Raw genomic sequence first — 17,731 nt, 5'->3', positions numbered from 1 at the left:
CCCCAGCAGCATGGGCCATCGCCCCGGCCCACGGACACCGCCATGCAGCCAGACTCCGCCTCCGCCGTTTCGCGCCGCCTGCGCAGCATCTGGATTTCCGACGTGCACCTCGGCACCGCCGGCTGCCGCGCCGACCATCTGCTCGACTTCCTGCGCGAACATGAATCCGACTACCTGTACCTGGTCGGCGACATCGTCGACGGCTGGCAGCTGAGGAAATCCTGGTACTGGAAGCAGAGCCACAACGACGTGGTGCAAAAATTGCTGCGCAAGGCGCGCAAGGGCTGCCAGGTGATCTACATCCCCGGCAACCACGACGAGGCGGCGCGCCAGTACTGCGGGCTGGATTTCGGCGGCATCTCCATCCGCCACGAGGCCGAGCACCTCACCGCCGACGGCAAGCGCCTGTTGGTGCTGCACGGCGACGAATTCGACGGCGTGATCCAGTACGCCAAGTGGCTGGCCTATGTCGGCGACAATCTGTACACGCTGATCCTGCAGCTGAACCGCGGCTTCAACTGGGTGCGCACCCACCTGGGCCTACCCTACTGGTCTTTGTCGCAATACCTGAAACACAAAGTGAAAAACGCGGTCAACTTCATCAGCCAGTTCGAAGCCATCCTGGCCGGCGAGGCGCGGCGGCGCGGCTTTGACGGCGTGGTGTGCGGCCACATCCACAAGCCGGAAGTGCGGATGATAGACGGCATTCTCTACGGCAACAGCGGCGACTGGGTGGAAAGCCTGTCGGCGCTGGTCGAGCATCTCGACGGCCGGCTGGAAGTGCTGCACTGGACGGCGCTGACCATAGGCTCGTCCATCGAGGAATCGCCAGAGCCCATCCCTTCGGAGGAATCCACATGCGCATCATGATCGTCACCGACGCCTGGAAGCCCCAGGTCAACGGCGTGGTCCGCTCGCTGACCGAAACCGTGCGCGAGCTGGACGGCTTCGGCCACCAGGTCAACATGATCACGCCGCTGGAATTCCGCACCGTGCCCTGCCCCACCTATCCGGACATCCGGCTGTCGCTGCTGCCTTACCGCCAGGTGGCGCAGCGCCTGGCCGGCTTCGCGCCGGACGCCGTCCACATCGCCACCGAGGGGCCGCTGGGCCTAGCCGCCCGCCGCTACTGCCTGCGCCATGGCCTGGCCTTCACCACCGCCTACCACACCCGCTTCCCGGAATACATCCAGGCGCGCTGCCGGCTGCCGCTCGCCATCAGCTATGCCTGGATGCGCCGCTTCCACAACGCCTCGCAGGCGGTGATGGTGCCCACCCGCTCCATCGCCGACGACCTGGAGCAGCGCGGCTTCCGCAATGTCAGGCTGTGGAGCCGCGGCGTCGACACCGCGCTGTTCACCCCCGGCGAGCGCCAGCGGCTGGACGACACCGAACCGCCGCGCTTCGTCTACATCGGCCGGGTGGCGGTGGAGAAAAACATCGAGGCCTTCCTCAAGCTGGACCTGCCCGGTTGCAAATGGGTGGTCGGCGACGGCCCGCTCTTGCCGCGGCTGAAACAGCAATACCCGGAAGTGCATTTCGCCGGCGTGTTTCCGCAACACGAGCTGGCGCGCTTCTACCGCGCCGCCGACGTGTTCGTGTTCCCCAGCCTCACCGACACCTTCGGCCTGGTGCTGCTGGAGGCGATGGCCTGCGGCACACCGGTGGCGGCGTTTCCGGTGGCCGGCCCGCTGGACGTGGTGGGCGACTCCGGCGCCGGCGCGCTGGATTGGGACCTGCGCGCCGCCTGCCTGCAAGCGCTGGAAATCGACCGCGGCCATGTGCGCCAGGTGGCGGAGCGCTATTCCTGGCAAGCCGCCAGCCGGCAATTCGAATCCCATCTCAAGCCCAACCCGCCGGAAGCGGCGCCCGCGCCGCAGGCCGCGGCGGATTAAAAAATCCTTGCTTCAGCAGCTGTAAGCGCTATATTGGAAAAGTTGAAGCAACCGGAAGGGAGACGGATGTGTCAGGCGACAATACCCGGCCACCTTGCGCTCAACCCGGCATTGCGACCGCCCCAGACTGAACCGGCGCGCGGTCGACACCATCGGTGCCAGCAATGCCCAAAACAGCATCCAGGACGGATGCGCGGATTATCCAAAGGCCGCCGGCCAGCCAGACATCACTTGCAGATTCATGACGAGCACGCGGGAAGTTGATGATTGAAGACCACGGAAACGCCGTTTCCGCTTACACGCCCATCGAGGGCAGGATGATGTGCCGGCAGTATCGTGAATCGTAAAGCACCGGCAATCTGTTCCAAGCTTCAACGAGCATGCCTTTGCAGCGGCATGCGATGCAGTGAATCCGCTCCGCGCCGTTTCATGATGGTTCCCAAGCGCGACTGCGATGTTTCGTCTCAGTAAGTCCAAAGAGGGCGTCCCACCACCGGGACGCCCTCTTCCTTATGGAGATACAAGCTTGATATTGCTCAGACAAATAACTGCCGGTGCTAAAAAAATCGTCAAACAATCTTCCAGAGATTGGCCGCTGTCGGTTAACATGCGACCATCACGCTTGGCCTGAAATCCTGGCCCAGCTCCACTCACGATAGCGTCCGCCCATCCGGGCCGGCGTCGTCCCAAGCACAAACGGCAGCCGCGGACAGCGTCCGCGCCGCCATGCGATACCCGAAGCCGCAGGAACAAGCAGGGGGCCGGCGAAACGGGTTAAAATCCTTGCAACGCAATATTTTTCGATCTTTTGGATAGCGAGCCGCACGAGATATGTCCTCTCCCAATTTGTCCGCTGAAAAAGTCCTGTCGGTCCATCACTGGAACGACACCCTGTTCAGCTTCACCTGCACCCGCGACGCCGGCCTGCGCTTCATCAACGGCCAGTTCGTGATGATAGGCCTGGAAGTCAACGGCAAGCCGCTGATGCGCGCCTACTCCATCGTCAGCTCCAACTACGAAGAGCACATGGAGTTCTACAGCATCAAGGTGCAAGATGGTCCGCTGACCTCCCGCCTGCAGCACCTGAAGGTGGGCGACACCGTGATGATCAGCAAGAAGCCCACCGGCACCCTGGTGCAGGACAACCTGCTGCCGGGCAAAAACCTGTACCTGCTGTCCACCGGCACCGGCCTCGCGCCGTTCATGTCCATCATCAAGGATCCGGAAGTCTACGAACGCTACGACAAGGTGATCCTCACCCACGGCGTGCGTTGGGTCAGCGAGCTGGGCTACCACGACTACATCACCCAGGAGTTGCCGGAAAACGAATTCTTCGGCGACATGGTGAAGGAAAAGCTGATCTACTACCCGACGGTCACCCGCGAGCCGTTCCGCAATGAAGGCCGCCTGACCGACCTGATCACCAGCGGCAAGCTGTGCGCCGACATCGGCCTGCCGCAATTGAATCCGGAACACGACCGCGTGCTGATCTGCGGCAGCCCGAGCATGCTGCACGACCTGTGCGAAATCCTGAACGGCATGGGCTTCAAGGAATCGCCGCGCATGGGCGAGCCGGCCGACTACGCGATCGAACGCGCCTTCGTCGAGAAATAAGCGCTCCGCCTCGGCGGAACGACAACAGCCCCGCAGGCTTGCGCCGCGGGGCTGTTTCTTTGTCGGGACGGAAAAATCAAACCGCCTGTCGCGATGCCAGGCAGCCAAAACAAAGGGAGGCCGAAGCCTCCCTAGTTTTTATGCGAGCCAGACCGGAGTCTGGTTTGATTACTTGGCGGCCGAAGCGGCAGCCTTCTTGGCCACGTGATGCTTCTTGGCGTGGTGCTTGTGAGCCTTCTTGGCTACCGGGGCGGAAGCGTCGGCCTTGGCGGCTTGGGCTTTTTGCGCGGCGGAAGCTTCTTTCTTGGCGGCGTGCTTCTTAGCGTGGTGCTTGTGCGCCTTCTTGGCTACCGGAGCGGAAGCGTCGGCCTTGGCGGCTTGGGCTTTCTGAGCGGAAGCTTCTTTCTTCACAGCGTGCTTTTTAGCGGCGTGCTTGTGCGCCTTCTTGGCTACCGGAGCGGAGGCGTCGGCCTTGGCGGCTTGGGCTTTTTGCGCGGCGGAAGCTTCTTTCTTGGCGGCGTGCTTTTTAGCGTGATGCTTGTGCGCCTTCTTGGCTACCGGGGCGGAAGCGTCGGCCTTGGCGGCTTGGGCTTTTTGCGCGGCGGAAGCTTCTTTCTTGGCGGCATGCTTTTTGGCGGCGTGCTTGTGAGCCTTCTTGGCTTTCGGAGCGGAAGCGTCGGCCTTGGCGGCTTGGGCTTTTTGCGCGGCCGGAGCGGAAGCGTGCTTCTTCACGCCGACTTTCTTCTTCACGACCTTCTTGACCGGAGCGGAGGCGTCAGCCTTGGCTGCCTGGGCCTTCTGGGCGGAAGCGGTGACTTTCTCGGCCTTCTTGGCGTGGTGGATCTTGGCCGGGGTTTTCTTTTCGGCTTTCTTGGCGGCCGGGGCTACCTTGGCGGCCGGGGCGGAGGCCGGAACGGCTTGAGCGGCGAAACCAGCGGCGGAACTCAGGCCAAATACGGCGGACAGGGCAAGAAGGGTCAGCTTTTTCATGATTCATCTCCAGGTCGGTAACGGAGGCTTTCGGCCTTCCGGAGGCACCGTGTTTGGTGTTTCCTTGAGACGTATCCTAGCCCTGCCCCTTCCTGCCGTCTGTTAGTCGCATGTAAGGCCATGTAACGCTACGTACATGCCGCAGTTTCAGTCTTTGCGCCGCGCCAGCGCGATCTGGTACACGCCGCCGAACACCGTGCGCTTGCTCCAGTCGAAACGCTCCGCCTCGCGCGCGTAGGCGCGGATCTCCTGGTTCCACAGCGCCTCGGCGAACGGCTCCAGCGCGCGGTTCACCCATTTGAGCAGCCAGCCTATCGGCTGCCACGGCTGAGGCCGGTGGTAATCGACGAACAGCGCGCGGCCGCCGGGCGCCACCTGGGCCAGCATATTGCCGACGATGGCGGCCTTCATCTCCTCCGGCACCTCGTGCAGCAGGAAGAAGCTGCACACCAGGTCCTGCTTGCCGTCGGTGTGATAGCGGGCCGCGTCGGCGCGCACCACTTCGGCCTGCGGCAGGCCGGCCAGCTTGCCTGCGGCCAGTTCCACCTGGATGGGCGTGACGTCGGTCAGCGTGAAGCGGCCGGCCTCGCCGACGCGCGCGGCGGCGCGCTGCACCAGGTCGCCGTAGACGTGCGCCACCTGCCACACCCGCTCCCCGGGCCGGATTTCATCGAGATAGGCGCGCATCAGCCGCTGATCGTTGCCGAACAGCAGCGTGCGCACCACCAGCTTGTGGTCCAGCAGCCTGGCCTTGCGCGGATTGACGTAGGCCCAGTCGTAGACCTCGGTCATGTAGGCGGGCACGTCCTGATAGTAGGGGTCGCCCGCGCTGGCGCGGGTATGCAATGTGGTCATGGTGGGTTACCGGCGGATGAGTGACGAAACCAGCTTAGCAAGCGGCGCGGCCCGCCGGCTTGAGCCAGGCCAAACCTTGGCCCGACCACCCGGAAGGCATATTCCATCATCGTTATAAGCGCCGGCAGCGTCCGGCGACAGCCGCCGGCCCCGCCAAAAGGAACGGCCCGGCGTCAAAGCCGGGCCGTCGCGCAGCCATCGCCAGGACCGAATCAGTCGGCCAGGGTCAGCACCACCGGGGTGTGGTCGGACGGGCGCTCCCACTTGCGCGGCGCCTTGTCGATCTCGCAGGACGCTGCGCGCGGCTTGAGCGCGTCGCTGACCAGGATGTGGTCGATGCGCACGCCCTTGTTGCGGCGGAACATCATCTGGCGGTAATCCCACCAGCTGTACTGCTTCTCCTCCTGGTTGAACAGGCGGAAACTGTCGGACAGGCCCAGGCCGATCAGGCGGCGGAAGGCCTCGCGCTCCGGGGTGCTGCACAGCACCTGCTCATGCCAGCCTTCGGGGTCGTAGACGTCGCGGTCTTCCGGCGCGATATTGTAATCGCCCAGCAAGAGCAGCTGCGGATGCGCGGCCAGCTCGGCGGCGACATGGCCTTCCAGCTTGGACAGCCATTCCAGCTTGTACGGGTATTTGGGCGAATCCACCGCCTCGCCGTTGACGAAATAGGCGCAGATCGTGCGCACGCCGGCGATGGTGGCGGTGATGACGCGGCGCTGCTCGTCGCCGTAGCCGGGAATGCCGGACACCACGTCCTCGATCTCCAGCGGCGCCTTGGCCAGAATGGCCACGCCGTTGTAGGTTTTCTGGCCGAACCAGACCGCGCGGTAGCCGGCGGCCTCGATCTCGGCCAGCGGGAAGACGTCCTGATCCATCTTCAGCTCCTGCAGGCACAGCACTTCCACGCCGGTGTCGGCCAGCCATTGGATCACCTGCGGCAGGCGGACTTTCAGGGAATTGACGTTCCAGGTGGCAAAGCGCATCGGCGGGTTCTCCGGAAAGGGACTAAAGGCCGACACCATAGCAGCAGCGCGGCCGGCTGTGCAGGGTTCGGCGCATAAAAAAACGCCCCCGCATGCCGCGGAGGCGTGTAATAGACACTTATCACTACCCCTGATACGCGTCTGGCTCGCTTGCTGCTCCGGAAGACAACCCTGAGCAAGTGATTAGAGCCGGCCCGTCGCGGAGGAGTTCCGGAAGTTTCCGATTTTTTTACGCGGCGTCCGCCACCATGCCGGAATGGCGCAGCAGCGCGTCGATTTCGGGGTCGCGGCCGCGGAAGGCGCGGAACGACTCCAGCGCCGGACGGCTGCCGCCGACCGCCAGAATCTCGTTCCAGAAGCGCTTGCCGGTCTCGGCGTCGGCGCCGCCCACTTCCTCGAACGCGGCGTAGGCGTCGGCCGACAGCACCTCGGCCCACTTATAGCTGTAATAGCCCGCCGCGTAGCCGCCGGCGAAGATGTGGCTGAAGCTGTTGGGGAAGCGGTTGTAGGCCGGCGGGATGTTCACCGCCACCTCGGCGCGCACTTCGGCCAGCAGCTGCAGCCAGTCGCCGCGCTCGGCGTCGAAGTTGCTGTACAGCGTCAGGTCGAACAGCGCGAATTCCAGCTGGCGCACGGTGGCCATGCCGCTCTGGAAGTTCTTGGCTGCCAGCATCTTGTCGAACAGCGCGCGCGGCAGCGTCGCGCCGGTTTCGGCATGCGCGGTCATGCCCTGCAGCACGTCCCATTCCCAGGCGAAGTTTTCCAGGAACTGGCTGGGCAGCTCCACCGCGTCCCATTCCACGCCGTTGATGCCGGACACGCCCAGCTCGTCGACGCGGGTCAGCATGTGGTGCAGGCCGTGGCCGAACTCATGGAACAGCGTGATGACTTCGTCGTGGGTGAACAGCGCCGGCTTGTCGCCGACCGGGCGGGTGAAGTTGCAGGTCAGGTAGGCTACCGGCGTCTGCAGCGCGTCGCCCTTCAGGCGGCGGCCGCGGGCGTCGTCCATCCAGGCGCCGGAGCGCTTGCCGTCGCGGGCATATAGATCGAAATAGAAGCTGCCCAGCAGCTCGCCGTCCTTCAGGATGTCGTAGAAGCGCACATCCGGATGCCAGACCGGCGCGCCGCTGTCGCGCACTTCCACGCCGAACAGCTTGTTCACCACGCCGAACAGGCCTTGCACCACCTTGGCCTCGGGGAAATACTGCTTCACTTCCTGCTCGGAGAAGGCGTAGCGCGCCACGCGCAGCTTTTCCGCCGCGTAGGCCAGGTCCCAGGCCTGCAGCGTGTCCAGGCCCAGTTCGGACTTGGCGAAGGCTTCCAGCTCCTGGCGATCCTTCACCGCGAACGGCTTGGCCTTGGCGGCCAGGTCGCGCAGGAAGGCGATCACCTGTTCCGGGCTTTCCGCCATCTTGGTGAACAGCGACAGCTCAGCGAAATTGGCGAAGCCCAGCAGCTGCGCCTCTTCGCGCGCCAGCTGCAGCTTTTCGCGGATGATGGGGCCGTTGTCGCGCTCGGCGGGGCCGAATTCGGACGCGCGCTGCACGTAGGCCTGGTACAGCTTCTCGCGCAGCGCGCGGTTGTCGGCGTACTGCAGCACCGGGAAGTAGAACGGGAACTGCAGCGTGATCTTGTAGCCCGGCTTGCCGTCGCCCTCGGCCGCGGCGGCGAACAGCTCCAGCGCGTCTTCCGGCACGCCGGCCAGCTCGGCCTTGTCGTCGAGATAAAGGGTGAAGGCGTCGGTGGCGTCCAGCACGTTCTGCTCGAATTTGGCGGACAGCTCGGCCAGGCGGGTCTGGATCGCGGCGAAGCGCTCTTTGGCCGCGTCGTCCAGTTCTGCGCCGGACAGGCGGAAGTCGCGCAGATCGTTTTCCACTATCTTCTTGCGCGCCGCGCCGTACGACGCGTACTCGCCGCCGCCGGCCAGCGCCTTGAAGCGGGCGAACAGGTCCAGGTTCTGCCCCATCTCGGTCCAGAATTCGGAAATGCGCGGGATGTTGGCGTTGTAGGCCTCGCGCAGCTCCGGCGTATTCACCACCGCGTTCAGGTGCCCCACCACGCCCCAGGCGCGCGACAGGCGCTCGGTGGCGTCGGTCAGCGGCGACACGAAGCTGTCCCAGCCCGGCTCGCCAGGCTCCGCCGTCAGCCTGGCCACCGCGGCGCGCGCTTCCTCAAGCAGCGTCTCGATCGCCGGTCCGATGTGCTCGGGGCGGATTTCGGCAAAACGCGGCAGACCGGAAAAATCGAGTAGGGGGTTCTGGCTCATGGCTTCAACGTCCTGTTTGGTGAGGCTGATATGATAGGGGAATTTGCGCGCCGCCGGGCGGCGCCGGCACAATTCGGTCATGACCGAGATGAGGACAAAACGATGAAAAGCAATATCCGCCCGTACGACGGCCACCACCCCGACATCGCCGCCGGCTGTTACATCGACCCTGCCGCGGTGGTCATCGGCGAAGTGGCGCTGGAGAAGGGTGCCTCCGTCTGGCCGTGCGCGGTGCTGCGCGGCGACGTCAACCATATCCGCGTCGGCGAAAACAGCAATGTGCAGGACCACGCCATGCTGCATGTCAGCCACAAGACGGCGTCCGACCCGGCCGGCGCGCCGCTGATCATCGGCAAGCATGTCACCATCGGCCACCATGTGACGCTGCACGGCTGCACCATAGGCGACGAAGTGCTGATCGGCATCGGCAGCATCGTGCTGGACCGCGCGGTGATCGAGGACCGGGTGCTGATCGGCGCCGGCAGCCTGGTGCCGCCGGGCAAGCGGCTGGCGTCCGGCTACCTGTACCTGGGCAATCCGGTGAAGCAGGCGCGGCCGCTTACCGACAAGGAACTGGCCTACTTCAAGTACTCCGCCGAGCACTATCTGCGCGTGGCCGACAAGCACAAAGCCAATCTGGAGGACTGAGCCATGCATCCGACACCCCAGGCGCATGACGCCGAAGAGCTGGAATACGTGGGTTTCTGGCTGCGCGCGCTGGCGTCGCTGGTCGACACCGCGCTGCTCTTGATCGCCTCGCTGCCGCTATGGTGGCTGCTGGAGCCGAAGGCAGCGCCGGAACCGGCCGCCGGGACGCTGGATTTCTCCACGCTGCTCGGCATCGGCGGCCTGGGCGACATCCTGACCAACTACCTGCTGCCGGCGCTGGCGGTGATCCTGTTCTGGCTCTACAAAAGCGCCACGCCGGGCAAGATGATGCTGGGCGCGCGGGTGGTGGACGCCGACAGCGGCCAGGCGCTGAAGCCCGGCCAGGCGGTGCTGCGCTACCTCGGCTATTTCGCCGCCGCCATTCCGTTCTGCGTCGGGCTGATCTGGGTGGGGCTGGACCCGCGCAAGCAAGGCTGGCACGACAAGCTGGCGCGCACGGTGGTGGTGCGGCCCAAGCGCCGGGTGGAAGCCGTCTCCTTCCAGCCGCCGCGCTGAGCGTCAGCGCGGCGCCGGGGCGGGCGCAGCGAAGCGAACCTGCGTATCCGCGCCGCGCGCCGCCGCCGGCAGGCGGAACCAGGCCAAAGCCTGGTTGAGCCCGCTGGCCGACGCCGCCAGCTGCAGCATCAGCGGCTCCGCCTGCCCCATCTGGCTTTCGATGTCGTGCGCCAGGCTGGCAAGCTCGTGGCCATGCTGGCGAATGCTGCCGCCGGCGCGGCTTTGCCGCTCGCGCGCGTCGCTAATGTCCTCCATCAAGCCGGCCAGGCCGGACAGCGCGCCGTCCACCGTATCCAGCGCCTGCTCCAAGGCCAGCTGCGCATCCTGGCTGTCGCGGCTGGCGCTGCCGGCGGCGGCGATCGCCTCGCCCAGCGCGCCCTGCGCGCGCTCCATCTGCCGCAGGCTGTCGAAAATGCCGCTGGTGGCCGCCGCCGTCCGCTCCGACAGCTTGCGCACCTCGTCCGCCACCACCGCGAAGCCGCGGCCGGCCTCGCCGGCCCGCGCCGCTTCTATCGCCGCGTTCAGCGCCAAGAGATTGGTCTGGTCGGCCACCTCGCGGATCAGCGCGCTGATCTGGCCGATGGCGCCCACCGCCCGCCCCAGCTCGCGCATCTCGCGGGTGGCGGTATCGATGCGTTCGGCCAAGCGCTGCATGGTGGCGACATTGCGTCCGCCCAGCTCGCGCGCGCCGCCGGTGACCGCCGCGGCGCTGCGCGAACTGTCCTGCGCCGCTTCGACATGCTGCGCCACCCTTTCGGCGTGGCCGGCGATCTCGCCCGCCGCCTCGTTGCTCAGCCGGCTTTTCTGCGTCTGCTGCCGGCTGGCGTCGGCGCTCTGCCGCGTCAGCAGCTGCAGGCGCTGGCTGTCGCGCAGATTGTCGCCGGCATGCCGCCGCACCTCGTCCAGCAGCCCGGCCAGTCGGTCCAGGAAACGGTTGATGCGCGCAGCGGCATGGGCCAGCTCGTCGCCGCCGCTATCCGGCAGCCGCACGCCCAGATTGCCCTCGCTCAGCGCGTCGGCGGCCCTGGCCATCGCGCCCAGATGGCGCTTGAGCCGGCGCGCCAGCGTCAGCTGGATCAGCACCACCAGCGCGCTGGCCAAGGCCAGCGGTCCCAGGATCAGCGGCGCGAGCCAAGATAGCGCGGCCGCCAGCTCGGCTTTCTCGCGCCGCAGCTCGCCGTCGCGCCTGGCCACCTGGCTGTCGATCTGCGCCGCCAGCGGCGCCAGGTCCTGCTGATATGCCTGCTCCGGTATCGACAGCGCGTCCTGCGGCGCGGTTTCGGCGATATGGATGGCGCTGGCCAGGTTGCGGACGTAAGCCTGCCAGTGGCCGCGCAACGCCGCGCCTAAGGCCTGGCCGTCGGCCGCCGGCAAGTTGGACTGGATATCCCGTTGCAAATCCGCGACTTGCCGCTGCGCCGCCTGCAAGCGCAAACCGGTTTCCGGCAGCAGGGGATCGGCGCGCGCGAACGACAGCGCGATGGCCTTGAGCTGCTGCAAATCGCTGGCCAGTTGCTGCAGGCGGTTGTAGTTGTCGACATGGCGGGTGAAAGCATATAGCTGCTGCCCGGTGACCGATATCACCAGCGCCAGGCTGGCGAGGGTAAAGGCGATGGTCAGCCACAAGCGTTTGATCAGAGACATGGCGGGTGTTGCGTGAGACTTCGGGGACCCCATCGTAGCCGCCATTGATGACACAAAGATTTCAAGACATATAAGTTGTAGCAAAAATTGTTCACATTACGTTACAATCCGCGCACCCGAAAATTCGGGTCGATATGTCGGACAAAATTCAGAGAAACGCCCGCAGTCGGGGGCAACATCATGATTTCCGTCGTCGGCCGCTGCCGGCCGTTTCGACCCCCCAGGCCGCTGCGGCGCTTCCGCCGACGCGGTCCGCCTGCCCAGCAGGCAGGCGCGATTTACATAAGACCGGGCCCACCCGGCTATGTGGGCAACCTCCTCCGGACACGTCTGGCGCGTGCGCGCCGCCCCGGCAGAGTCGTTGCCCGTCATCGTTCAAATGACAGGAGATTCGCCCTTGCAACAACAACACTCCCGCCACATCGGCCCGGTTGCGCTGATGCTGACCGGCCTGGGTTCCATCATCGGTTCCGGCTGGCTGTTCGGCGCCGCCCACGCCGCGCAGATCGCCGGCCCGGCCGCCATCGTCGCCTGGATCGTCGGCATGGTGATCATTCTTTCGATCGCGCTGAGCTACGCCGAACTGGGCGCCATGTTCCCCGAATCCGGCGGCATGGTGCGCTACGCCCGCTACTCGCATGGCTCGCTGCTGGGCTTCATCGCCGCCTGGGCCAACTGGATCGCCATCGTGTCGGTGATTCCGATCGAAGCCGAAGCCTCGGTGCAGTACATGAGCACCTGGCCCTACGAATGGGCGCACAACCTGTACCGCAACGGCGAGCTGAGCACCATCGGCCTGTCCTTCGCCGCGGTGCTGGTGATCGCCTACTTCCTGCTCAACTACTGGGGCGTCAAGCTGTTCGCCAAGGCCAACAGCGCCATCACCATCTTCAAGGTGATCGTGCCGGCGGTGACGGTGGGCGCGCTGGTTTACAGCGGCTTCCACTCGGAAAACCTGAACAACCCGGCGCTCGGCGGCTTCGCGCCGTTCGGCTGGGCCAGCGTGATGACCGCGGTGGCCACCAGCGGCATCGTGTTCAGCTTCAACGGCTTCCAGAGCCCGATCAACCTGGCCGGCGAAGCCCGCAATCCGGGCAAGAGCGTGCCCTTCGGCGTGGTCGGCTCCATCCTTCTGGCCGCGGTGATCTACGTCGCGCTGCAAGTGGCCTTCCTCGGCGCGCTGTCGCCGGCGGAACTGGTTCACGGCTGGAAGGGCCTGGACTTCAGCTCGCCGTTCGCCCAGCTGGCGATGGCGCTGGGCCTGAACTGGCTGATGATGACCCTGTATTTCGACGCCTTCGTCAGCCCCAGCGGCACCGGCGCCACCTATATGGCGTCCACCTCGCGGATGATCTACGGCATGCAGCGCAACGGCACCATGCCGGCCATCTTCGGCCGCATCCACCCGCTGTACCGCATCCCGCGTCCGGCGATGTGGTTCAACCTGGCGGTGTCCTTCGTATTCCTGTTCTTCTTCCGCGGCTGGGGCACGCTGGCGGCGGTGATCTCGGTGGCGACCGTGATCTCCTACCTGACCGGCCCGATCAGCGCCGCCGCGCTGCGCCGCTGCGCGCCGGACCTGCCACGCCCGCTGCGCCTGGCCGGCCTGAACATCGTCGCGCCGTTCGCCTTCGTCTGCGCCTCGCTGGTGCTGTACTGGGCGCGCTGGCCGCTGACCGGCCAGATCCTGTTCCTGATCGTGGCCGCGCTGCCGGTCTACATCTGGTACCAGGCCAAGGCCGGCTGGCCGGAATTCTCCCGCGAGCTGAAGGGCGCGATGTGGATGGTGCTCTACCTGCCGACGATGGCGCTGCTGTCCTGGATCGGCAGCACCGACTTCGGCGGCCTCGGCATCCTGCCGTACGGCGTGGACATGGCCGTGGTGGCCGCCGCTTCGCTGGGCTTCTACTTCTGGGGCGTCAACAGCGGCTGGTACACCCGCTACCTTCGCGACGAGCACGATCCCAAGCTGGTGGAGGCGATGCAGGCGGAAAACCAGCCGTCCGGCAAGCCCGCCGTCCAGCGCGGCTGATCCCGCGGGCCTCGCCCATGAAAAAAGCCGCCCTCCCGGGCGGCTTTTTCTTTTGCCAGAAGCCGACGCTTACAGCGCGGCCAACGCGGCGGCGTAGTCCGGCTCGTCGGCGATCTCGCCCACCAGCTGGCTATGCAGCACCTTGTTGTCGGCATCCAGCACCACCACCGCGCGCGCGGTCAGGCCGGCCAGCGGGCCGGAGGCCAGCTTGACGCCGTAGGCTTCGGCGAAGGCCGGATTGCGGAAGGTGGACAGGTTCACCACGCCCTCGATGCCTTCGGCGCCGCAGAAGCGTTTTTGCGCGAACGGCAGGTCGGCCGAGATGCACAGCACCACGGCGTCGGCCAGGCCGGCGGCCTTCTCGTTGAACTTGCGCACCGACATCGCGCAGGTGGGGGTATCCACGCTCGGGAAGATGTTGAGGATCTTGCGCTTGCCGGCGTAGGTATCCAGCGTCACTTCCGCCAGGTCGCCGCCGGTCAGTTGCAGCGCCGGCGCCGCGGCGCCTTTGGCCGGCAGCGCGCCCGCCACTTCCACCGGATTGCCGCGCAGGGTAACAGTTGCCATGTCTCAGTCCTTTTCAGGGTTGGGGATGGCGCTAGTGTGGGGCAAAGCCGGCGGAATGCAACCCCATGCCCGATATGGTTGCCGTGGATACCGCCCGGCCGCCGACCATCCCCACCCGCACTAAATGCCCAACTGGCCTAAATGGCGGCGAAAAATAAAACCATTCGTTATATAAAGAGCGGGTGACGCCGCTACCGTGGCGCCACGGCAAGCAAATGGGATGCGCGCTTACCGGCGCCATCAACCGTCATCCGATTTCACAGGAGTCCACATCATGGCTAACCAACTGGATCGCGATCAAAAGGCCGGCTTGTTCATCGTCAGCTACAACGTTTTCAAACCGGGCGTAGACGGCGGCTACAAGCTGCAGTTGAAGCTGTCGGTTTATCCGCCGTCTCGCCGCGTCAGCGGCGAGGCCGTCATCACCCACGCCACCGCCCAACCGCTGGTATTCAAGAGCCCGGTGCAAGGCCATTACGAGGAAAACGGCAGCAATATCGAGCTGTTCCTCTTCGGCCACCAGCTGCCGCAGGCCCAAGGCCAGCATCCGCAGCAGCAAGCGCACGCGCCGCTGGGCGAAGACTTCCACTTCGACGGCCAGCTGAAGGGCGGCTGGCAGGCCGACGCCGGCTCCAAGGCCCGCTACGCCTTCCTGCAAAACGGCCACTGGACCGAAGTGAGCGGCCAGGACATCCATTTGTCCGATGAGCTGCGCCACGCCGCGAAGTCGCTGAACCTGCGCTAAGCGCCGCAGGCCATCGCGCCGACCGCCAGCGCCTCCGGGCCTGGCGGTTTGCCCATTTTCGCCGCCGGCCTGTCCGTACTGCCATGCCCGGCGGCGCAATGCCGCCAACCGTGCTTGCATGCTGGATTAATATGCTTTTGCAGGCCGCGCCGCCGAGCGGGGCGCGGCTCCGCCCACCTCATCAGGGAGAATTCAGATGCAAGACTCGCCCATCGTCCGCGCGCAGCCGGAACTGGATCGCCGCGGCTTTCTGCTGGCCGCGGCCGGCAGCCTGGCCGCCATCGCGCTGCCCGCGTGGTCGCCGCGCGCCCGCGCCTCCTCCGCGCACGCGCTGCCGCCGCTGCCCTACGCCGACAACGCGCTGGAGCCGGTGATCTCGGCGCGCACCATAGGCTTCCACTACGGCAAGCATCACAAGGCCTATCTCGACAACCTGGCCAAACTGACAGCCGGCCGCGACTACGCCGATCTGTCGCTGGAAGACATCATCGCCCGCTCGGCCAAGCAAGCCGGCGACGCCGCCATCTTCAACAATGCCTCCCAGCTATGGAACCACACTTTCTACTGGAACAGCATGCGGCCCAAGGCCGGTGGAGCGCCGCCGCAGGCGCTGCGCGAGCGGATCGAGGCGTCGTTCGGCAGCGTGGATGCCTGTAAACAACAGCTGGCCGGCGCCGCCATCTCGCAGTTCGGCAGCGGCTGGGCCTGGCTGGTTCAGGACGGCGACAAGCTGCGCGTGGTGAAGACCGCCAACGCCGACACCCCGGCCACCGCCGGCCTGACGCCGCTGCTGAACGTCGACGTCTGGGAACACGCCTACTACCTGGACTACCAGAACCGCCGCGCCGATTACGTCAACGCGGTGCTGGACAAGCTGGTCAACTGGGAATTCGCGCAACAGAACCTGAAAGCCTGACCACCCTCACAACTGGTCGTAGACGCCGCCCAGCGCGCGCAGCACCGCGGCGGCGGCGTCCAGCGACCGCTCGTCCATATCGCGCAGCGCGCGCTCCAGCACCTCGGCCAGCAAACGCTCGCGCTCGCGATGGCGCGCCAGGCCCAGTTCGGTCAGTTGCACCAGCACCGAACGCTTGTCCAGCAAGGACTTCGCCTTCTCCACATAGCCCTGCTCGCTCAGGCCGTTCACCAACTGGGTGACCCCGGCGCCGGTGGTCTCGGTCAGTTCGGCCAGCCGCGCCACCGGCAGCGCCCCCTCCTCGGCCAATATCCGCAGCACTCTGGCATGCGACAGCGACAACGCGCCGGCCTGGCGCGTGGCGCGGCCGCGCAGCCGCGCGTCGGCGGCGCTCAGGCTGTAGGCGGCGCGGCTGAGACGCGCCAGCGCCTGGCGGCGGGCGTCTTCGGCCGCGCTGGACGCAGCGTCCCCTTGGGGCTTGGTTGACATGGGTTCCGGCTCCGCAATAATATAACTAAGTACTTAGTTATTTTTTGGTACGATCAATATACGAGGTGAAAATTATGTCACGTTCAGAAGCGCAAAGCTGGTCGCTGGACATCGCGCTGGCCCAAGGCGGTTTCGACGCCCTGCACCCGGAAGGCAAGAACACCCTGCTGCAGCTGGGCCACGACCCGGCGGATTTCGACGCGGTGTTCGCGCAGGTGAAAAGCGGCGCGATGCTGCCCAAGGCCTGGGCGGAAGTGGCCGCCCGCGCCGAACGGCGCGCCGCCCACTACGAGCGCGACGGCTACCGCCGCACCGCCGCCGACCTCTATCTGCGCGCCGCGGTGATGTGGGGCCGCGCCCAGTACTCGATCTTCGATGCCGCCGATCCGCGCAAGCTTGCCTTGCGCGCGCGCTGCAATCATTGCGTGGAGCGCATCGGCGAGCTGCGCGGGGGCCGAGTGCGGCGGGTGGAAATTCCATTCGAGGGCGGCGTCATCCACGCCTTGCTGCACCTGCCCGACGGCGAAGTCCGCCAGGCGGCGGCGGTGATCCTCGGCCCCGGCATGGACATGATCAAGGAAGACTATCTGTACGCCGCCGAGCGCTATTACACCTCGCACGGCATAGTGGCGCTGTCGATAGAAGGCCCCGGCCAGGGCGAAAGCCGCGCCGGCGGCCTGACCGTCACCCTGGATAACTATGAGCGGGCGCTGGAAGCCTACGCCGGCTACCTGGCTGGCCTGCCCGAAGTGGACGCCGGCCGCATCGGCATGTTCGGCATCAGCATGAGCGGCTATTGGGGACTGCGCGCGGCCGCCGGCCGCACCCGGCTGGCCGCGCTGGCCTCCTACGAGCCGGTGTGCGGCGACTTCCTCACCATCTTCGAACGCGCCCAACCCAGCTTCAAGAAAAACTACATGTATATGAGCGGCTATCAGGATGAAGCCCGCTTCGACCGCGACCTGCGCGATCAAATGCCGCTGGGCGCGCTGGCGGCCGACATCCGCATCCCGGTGCTGCTCGGCATCGGCGAATTCGACGAGCTGACGCCGCTGGAACAGGCGCTGGCCTGCTACCAGCGCATCCGCGCGCCCAAGGAGATGCGCGTCTACGAAAACGAATTCCACCCGCTGGGCGGCGTGGCGGCCGAAGTCTTCCGCTACGGCGCGGAATGGCTGGAGCGGGCGTTGAACGGCGACCCGGCGCTGCGCGAAGCCGGCCGCGACATTCGCCACTATCTGCGCCGCGACGGCCATATCGGCGACGGCAGCGCCGCGCCGGACTGGTGGCAAGGCGCCGACCCGACCCGCCTGAGCGGAAACGGCTGACTCCGCCCCGCGCCAGGCAAAGCCCTTGCGCCTGCGCCACCGCTTGGTGCGCACGGTATTCGCCGACGATGGAGGAAGCGTGTAGCGGCCGCTAGCGGTTCACACCCCCAAGCCTATCGGCGCACGGCAGCGCTGCTCGATCTGCCGCCCGAGCGCGTTTGCCTGGTGGCGGCGCGCGATGGCGACCTGGCCGCCGCGCGCCGCTGCGGCCCCCGCACCGCCTTCGCCGCCCGGCCGCGA

Annotated in this window: 16 protein-coding genes; 9 read left to right on the top strand and 7 right to left on the bottom strand. The window is 66.2% G+C overall.

Annotation, left to right across the window (positions count from 1 at the left end; translation table 11 throughout):
- Window positions 1-42 precede the first annotated feature (42 nt).
- From U6115_RS04215 to U6115_RS04205, 3 genes are all read left to right on the top strand, one after another.
- Window positions 43-870 (top strand): UDP-2,3-diacylglucosamine diphosphatase, encoded by an 828-nt coding sequence (locus tag U6115_RS04215; RefSeq protein ID WP_043577055.1) that lies wholly within the window; start codon window positions 43-45, stop codon window positions 868-870.
- A complete protein-coding gene (locus U6115_RS04210) occupies window positions 858-1,895 on the top strand; it encodes a glycosyltransferase family 4 protein (protein ID WP_043577053.1) in 1,038 nt (345 codons plus the stop codon). Before U6115_RS04215 ends, U6115_RS04210 begins: the two co-directional genes overlap by 13 nt.
- Window positions 1,896-2,726: 831 nt before the next feature.
- Window positions 2,727-3,509, top strand: coding sequence for a ferredoxin--NADP reductase (locus tag U6115_RS04205; RefSeq protein ID WP_043577052.1), 783 nt, complete (start codon window positions 2,727-2,729; stop codon window positions 3,507-3,509).
- Window positions 3,510-3,677: 168 nt separating this feature from the next.
- On the opposite strand, the gene U6115_RS04200 is transcribed toward U6115_RS04205, so the two are convergent.
- The 4 genes from U6115_RS04200 to U6115_RS04185 form a co-directional block, all read right to left on the bottom strand.
- Entirely contained in the window at window positions 3,678-4,499 is an 822-nt protein-coding gene (locus tag U6115_RS04200; protein WP_052258135.1) for a hypothetical protein, read from the bottom strand.
- Between the two features lie 147 nt (window positions 4,500-4,646).
- Window positions 4,647-5,354 (bottom strand): rhodoquinone biosynthesis methyltransferase RquA, encoded by a 708-nt coding sequence (rquA, locus tag U6115_RS04195; protein ID WP_043577050.1) that lies wholly within the window; start codon window positions 5,352-5,354, stop codon window positions 4,647-4,649.
- 212 nt (window positions 5,355-5,566) lie between these two features.
- Window positions 5,567-6,340, bottom strand: coding sequence for an exodeoxyribonuclease III (gene xth, locus U6115_RS04190; RefSeq protein WP_043577048.1), 774 nt, complete (start codon window positions 6,338-6,340; stop codon window positions 5,567-5,569).
- A 229-nt stretch (window positions 6,341-6,569) separates the two neighbouring features.
- Complete coding sequence (locus U6115_RS04185) at window positions 6,570-8,606, bottom strand: M3 family metallopeptidase (protein ID WP_043577225.1); 2,037 nt, start codon at window positions 8,604-8,606, stop codon at window positions 6,570-6,572.
- A 102-nt stretch (window positions 8,607-8,708) separates the two neighbouring features.
- Between U6115_RS04185 and U6115_RS04180 the strand changes: the two genes are divergently transcribed.
- Both U6115_RS04180 and U6115_RS04175 read left to right on the top strand, forming a co-directional pair.
- The gene (locus U6115_RS04180) at window positions 8,709-9,254 is read left to right on the top strand and encodes a gamma carbonic anhydrase family protein (RefSeq protein WP_043577045.1); all 546 of its coding nucleotides are present in this window, start codon (window positions 8,709-8,711) and stop codon (window positions 9,252-9,254) included.
- A gap of 3 nt (window positions 9,255-9,257) precedes the next feature.
- Complete coding sequence (locus U6115_RS04175; RefSeq protein WP_043577043.1) at window positions 9,258-9,770, top strand: RDD family protein; 513 nt, start codon at window positions 9,258-9,260, stop codon at window positions 9,768-9,770.
- 3 nt (window positions 9,771-9,773) lie between these two features.
- Here U6115_RS04175 and U6115_RS04170 read toward each other — a convergent pair whose 3' ends face one another.
- Window positions 9,774-11,414, bottom strand: coding sequence for a methyl-accepting chemotaxis protein (locus U6115_RS04170; RefSeq protein ID WP_052258133.1), 1,641 nt, complete (start codon window positions 11,412-11,414; stop codon window positions 9,774-9,776).
- A gap of 397 nt (window positions 11,415-11,811) precedes the next feature.
- On the opposite strand from U6115_RS04170, the gene U6115_RS04165 reads away from it, so the two are divergent.
- Complete coding sequence (locus tag U6115_RS04165) at window positions 11,812-13,446, top strand: APC family permease (RefSeq protein ID WP_043577041.1); 1,635 nt, start codon at window positions 11,812-11,814, stop codon at window positions 13,444-13,446.
- 69 nt (window positions 13,447-13,515) lie between these two features.
- On the opposite strand, the gene tpx is transcribed toward U6115_RS04165, so the two are convergent.
- Window positions 13,516-14,013, bottom strand: coding sequence for a thiol peroxidase (tpx, locus tag U6115_RS04160; protein WP_043577039.1), 498 nt, complete (start codon window positions 14,011-14,013; stop codon window positions 13,516-13,518).
- Window positions 14,014-14,287: 274 nt separating this feature from the next.
- Between tpx and U6115_RS04155 the strand changes: the two genes are divergently transcribed.
- Together U6115_RS04155 and U6115_RS04150 are read left to right on the top strand one after the other, a co-directional pair.
- A complete protein-coding gene (locus U6115_RS04155) occupies window positions 14,288-14,758 on the top strand; it encodes a DUF1842 domain-containing protein (protein ID WP_052258131.1) in 471 nt (156 codons plus the stop codon).
- 196 nt (window positions 14,759-14,954) lie between these two features.
- Window positions 14,955-15,674 carry a superoxide dismutase gene (locus U6115_RS04150; RefSeq protein WP_080509499.1) on the top strand — a complete coding sequence of 240 codons (720 nt, stop codon included), beginning with the start codon at window positions 14,955-14,957 and terminating at the stop codon, window positions 15,672-15,674.
- Window positions 15,675-15,680: 6 nt separating this feature from the next.
- Here the strand turns inward: U6115_RS04150 and U6115_RS04145 are convergent, their stop codons facing one another.
- Entirely contained in the window at window positions 15,681-16,163 is a 483-nt protein-coding gene (locus tag U6115_RS04145) for a MarR family winged helix-turn-helix transcriptional regulator (RefSeq protein WP_047237966.1), read from the bottom strand.
- Between the two features lie 74 nt (window positions 16,164-16,237).
- Here U6115_RS04145 and U6115_RS04140 point away from each other — a divergent pair, with 74 nt between their 5' ends.
- Window positions 16,238-17,491, top strand: coding sequence for an alpha/beta hydrolase (locus U6115_RS04140; protein ID WP_197466002.1), 1,254 nt, complete (start codon window positions 16,238-16,240; stop codon window positions 17,489-17,491).
- The last annotated feature ends 240 nt before the right edge of the window (window positions 17,492-17,731 follow it).

It is taken from the genome of Chromobacterium subtsugae, from assembly GCF_035919665.1.
Taxonomy (GTDB): Bacteria; Pseudomonadota; Gammaproteobacteria; order Burkholderiales; family Chromobacteriaceae; genus Chromobacterium; species Chromobacterium subtsugae.
This window is presented reverse-complemented; position numbering and strand designations above follow the sequence as displayed.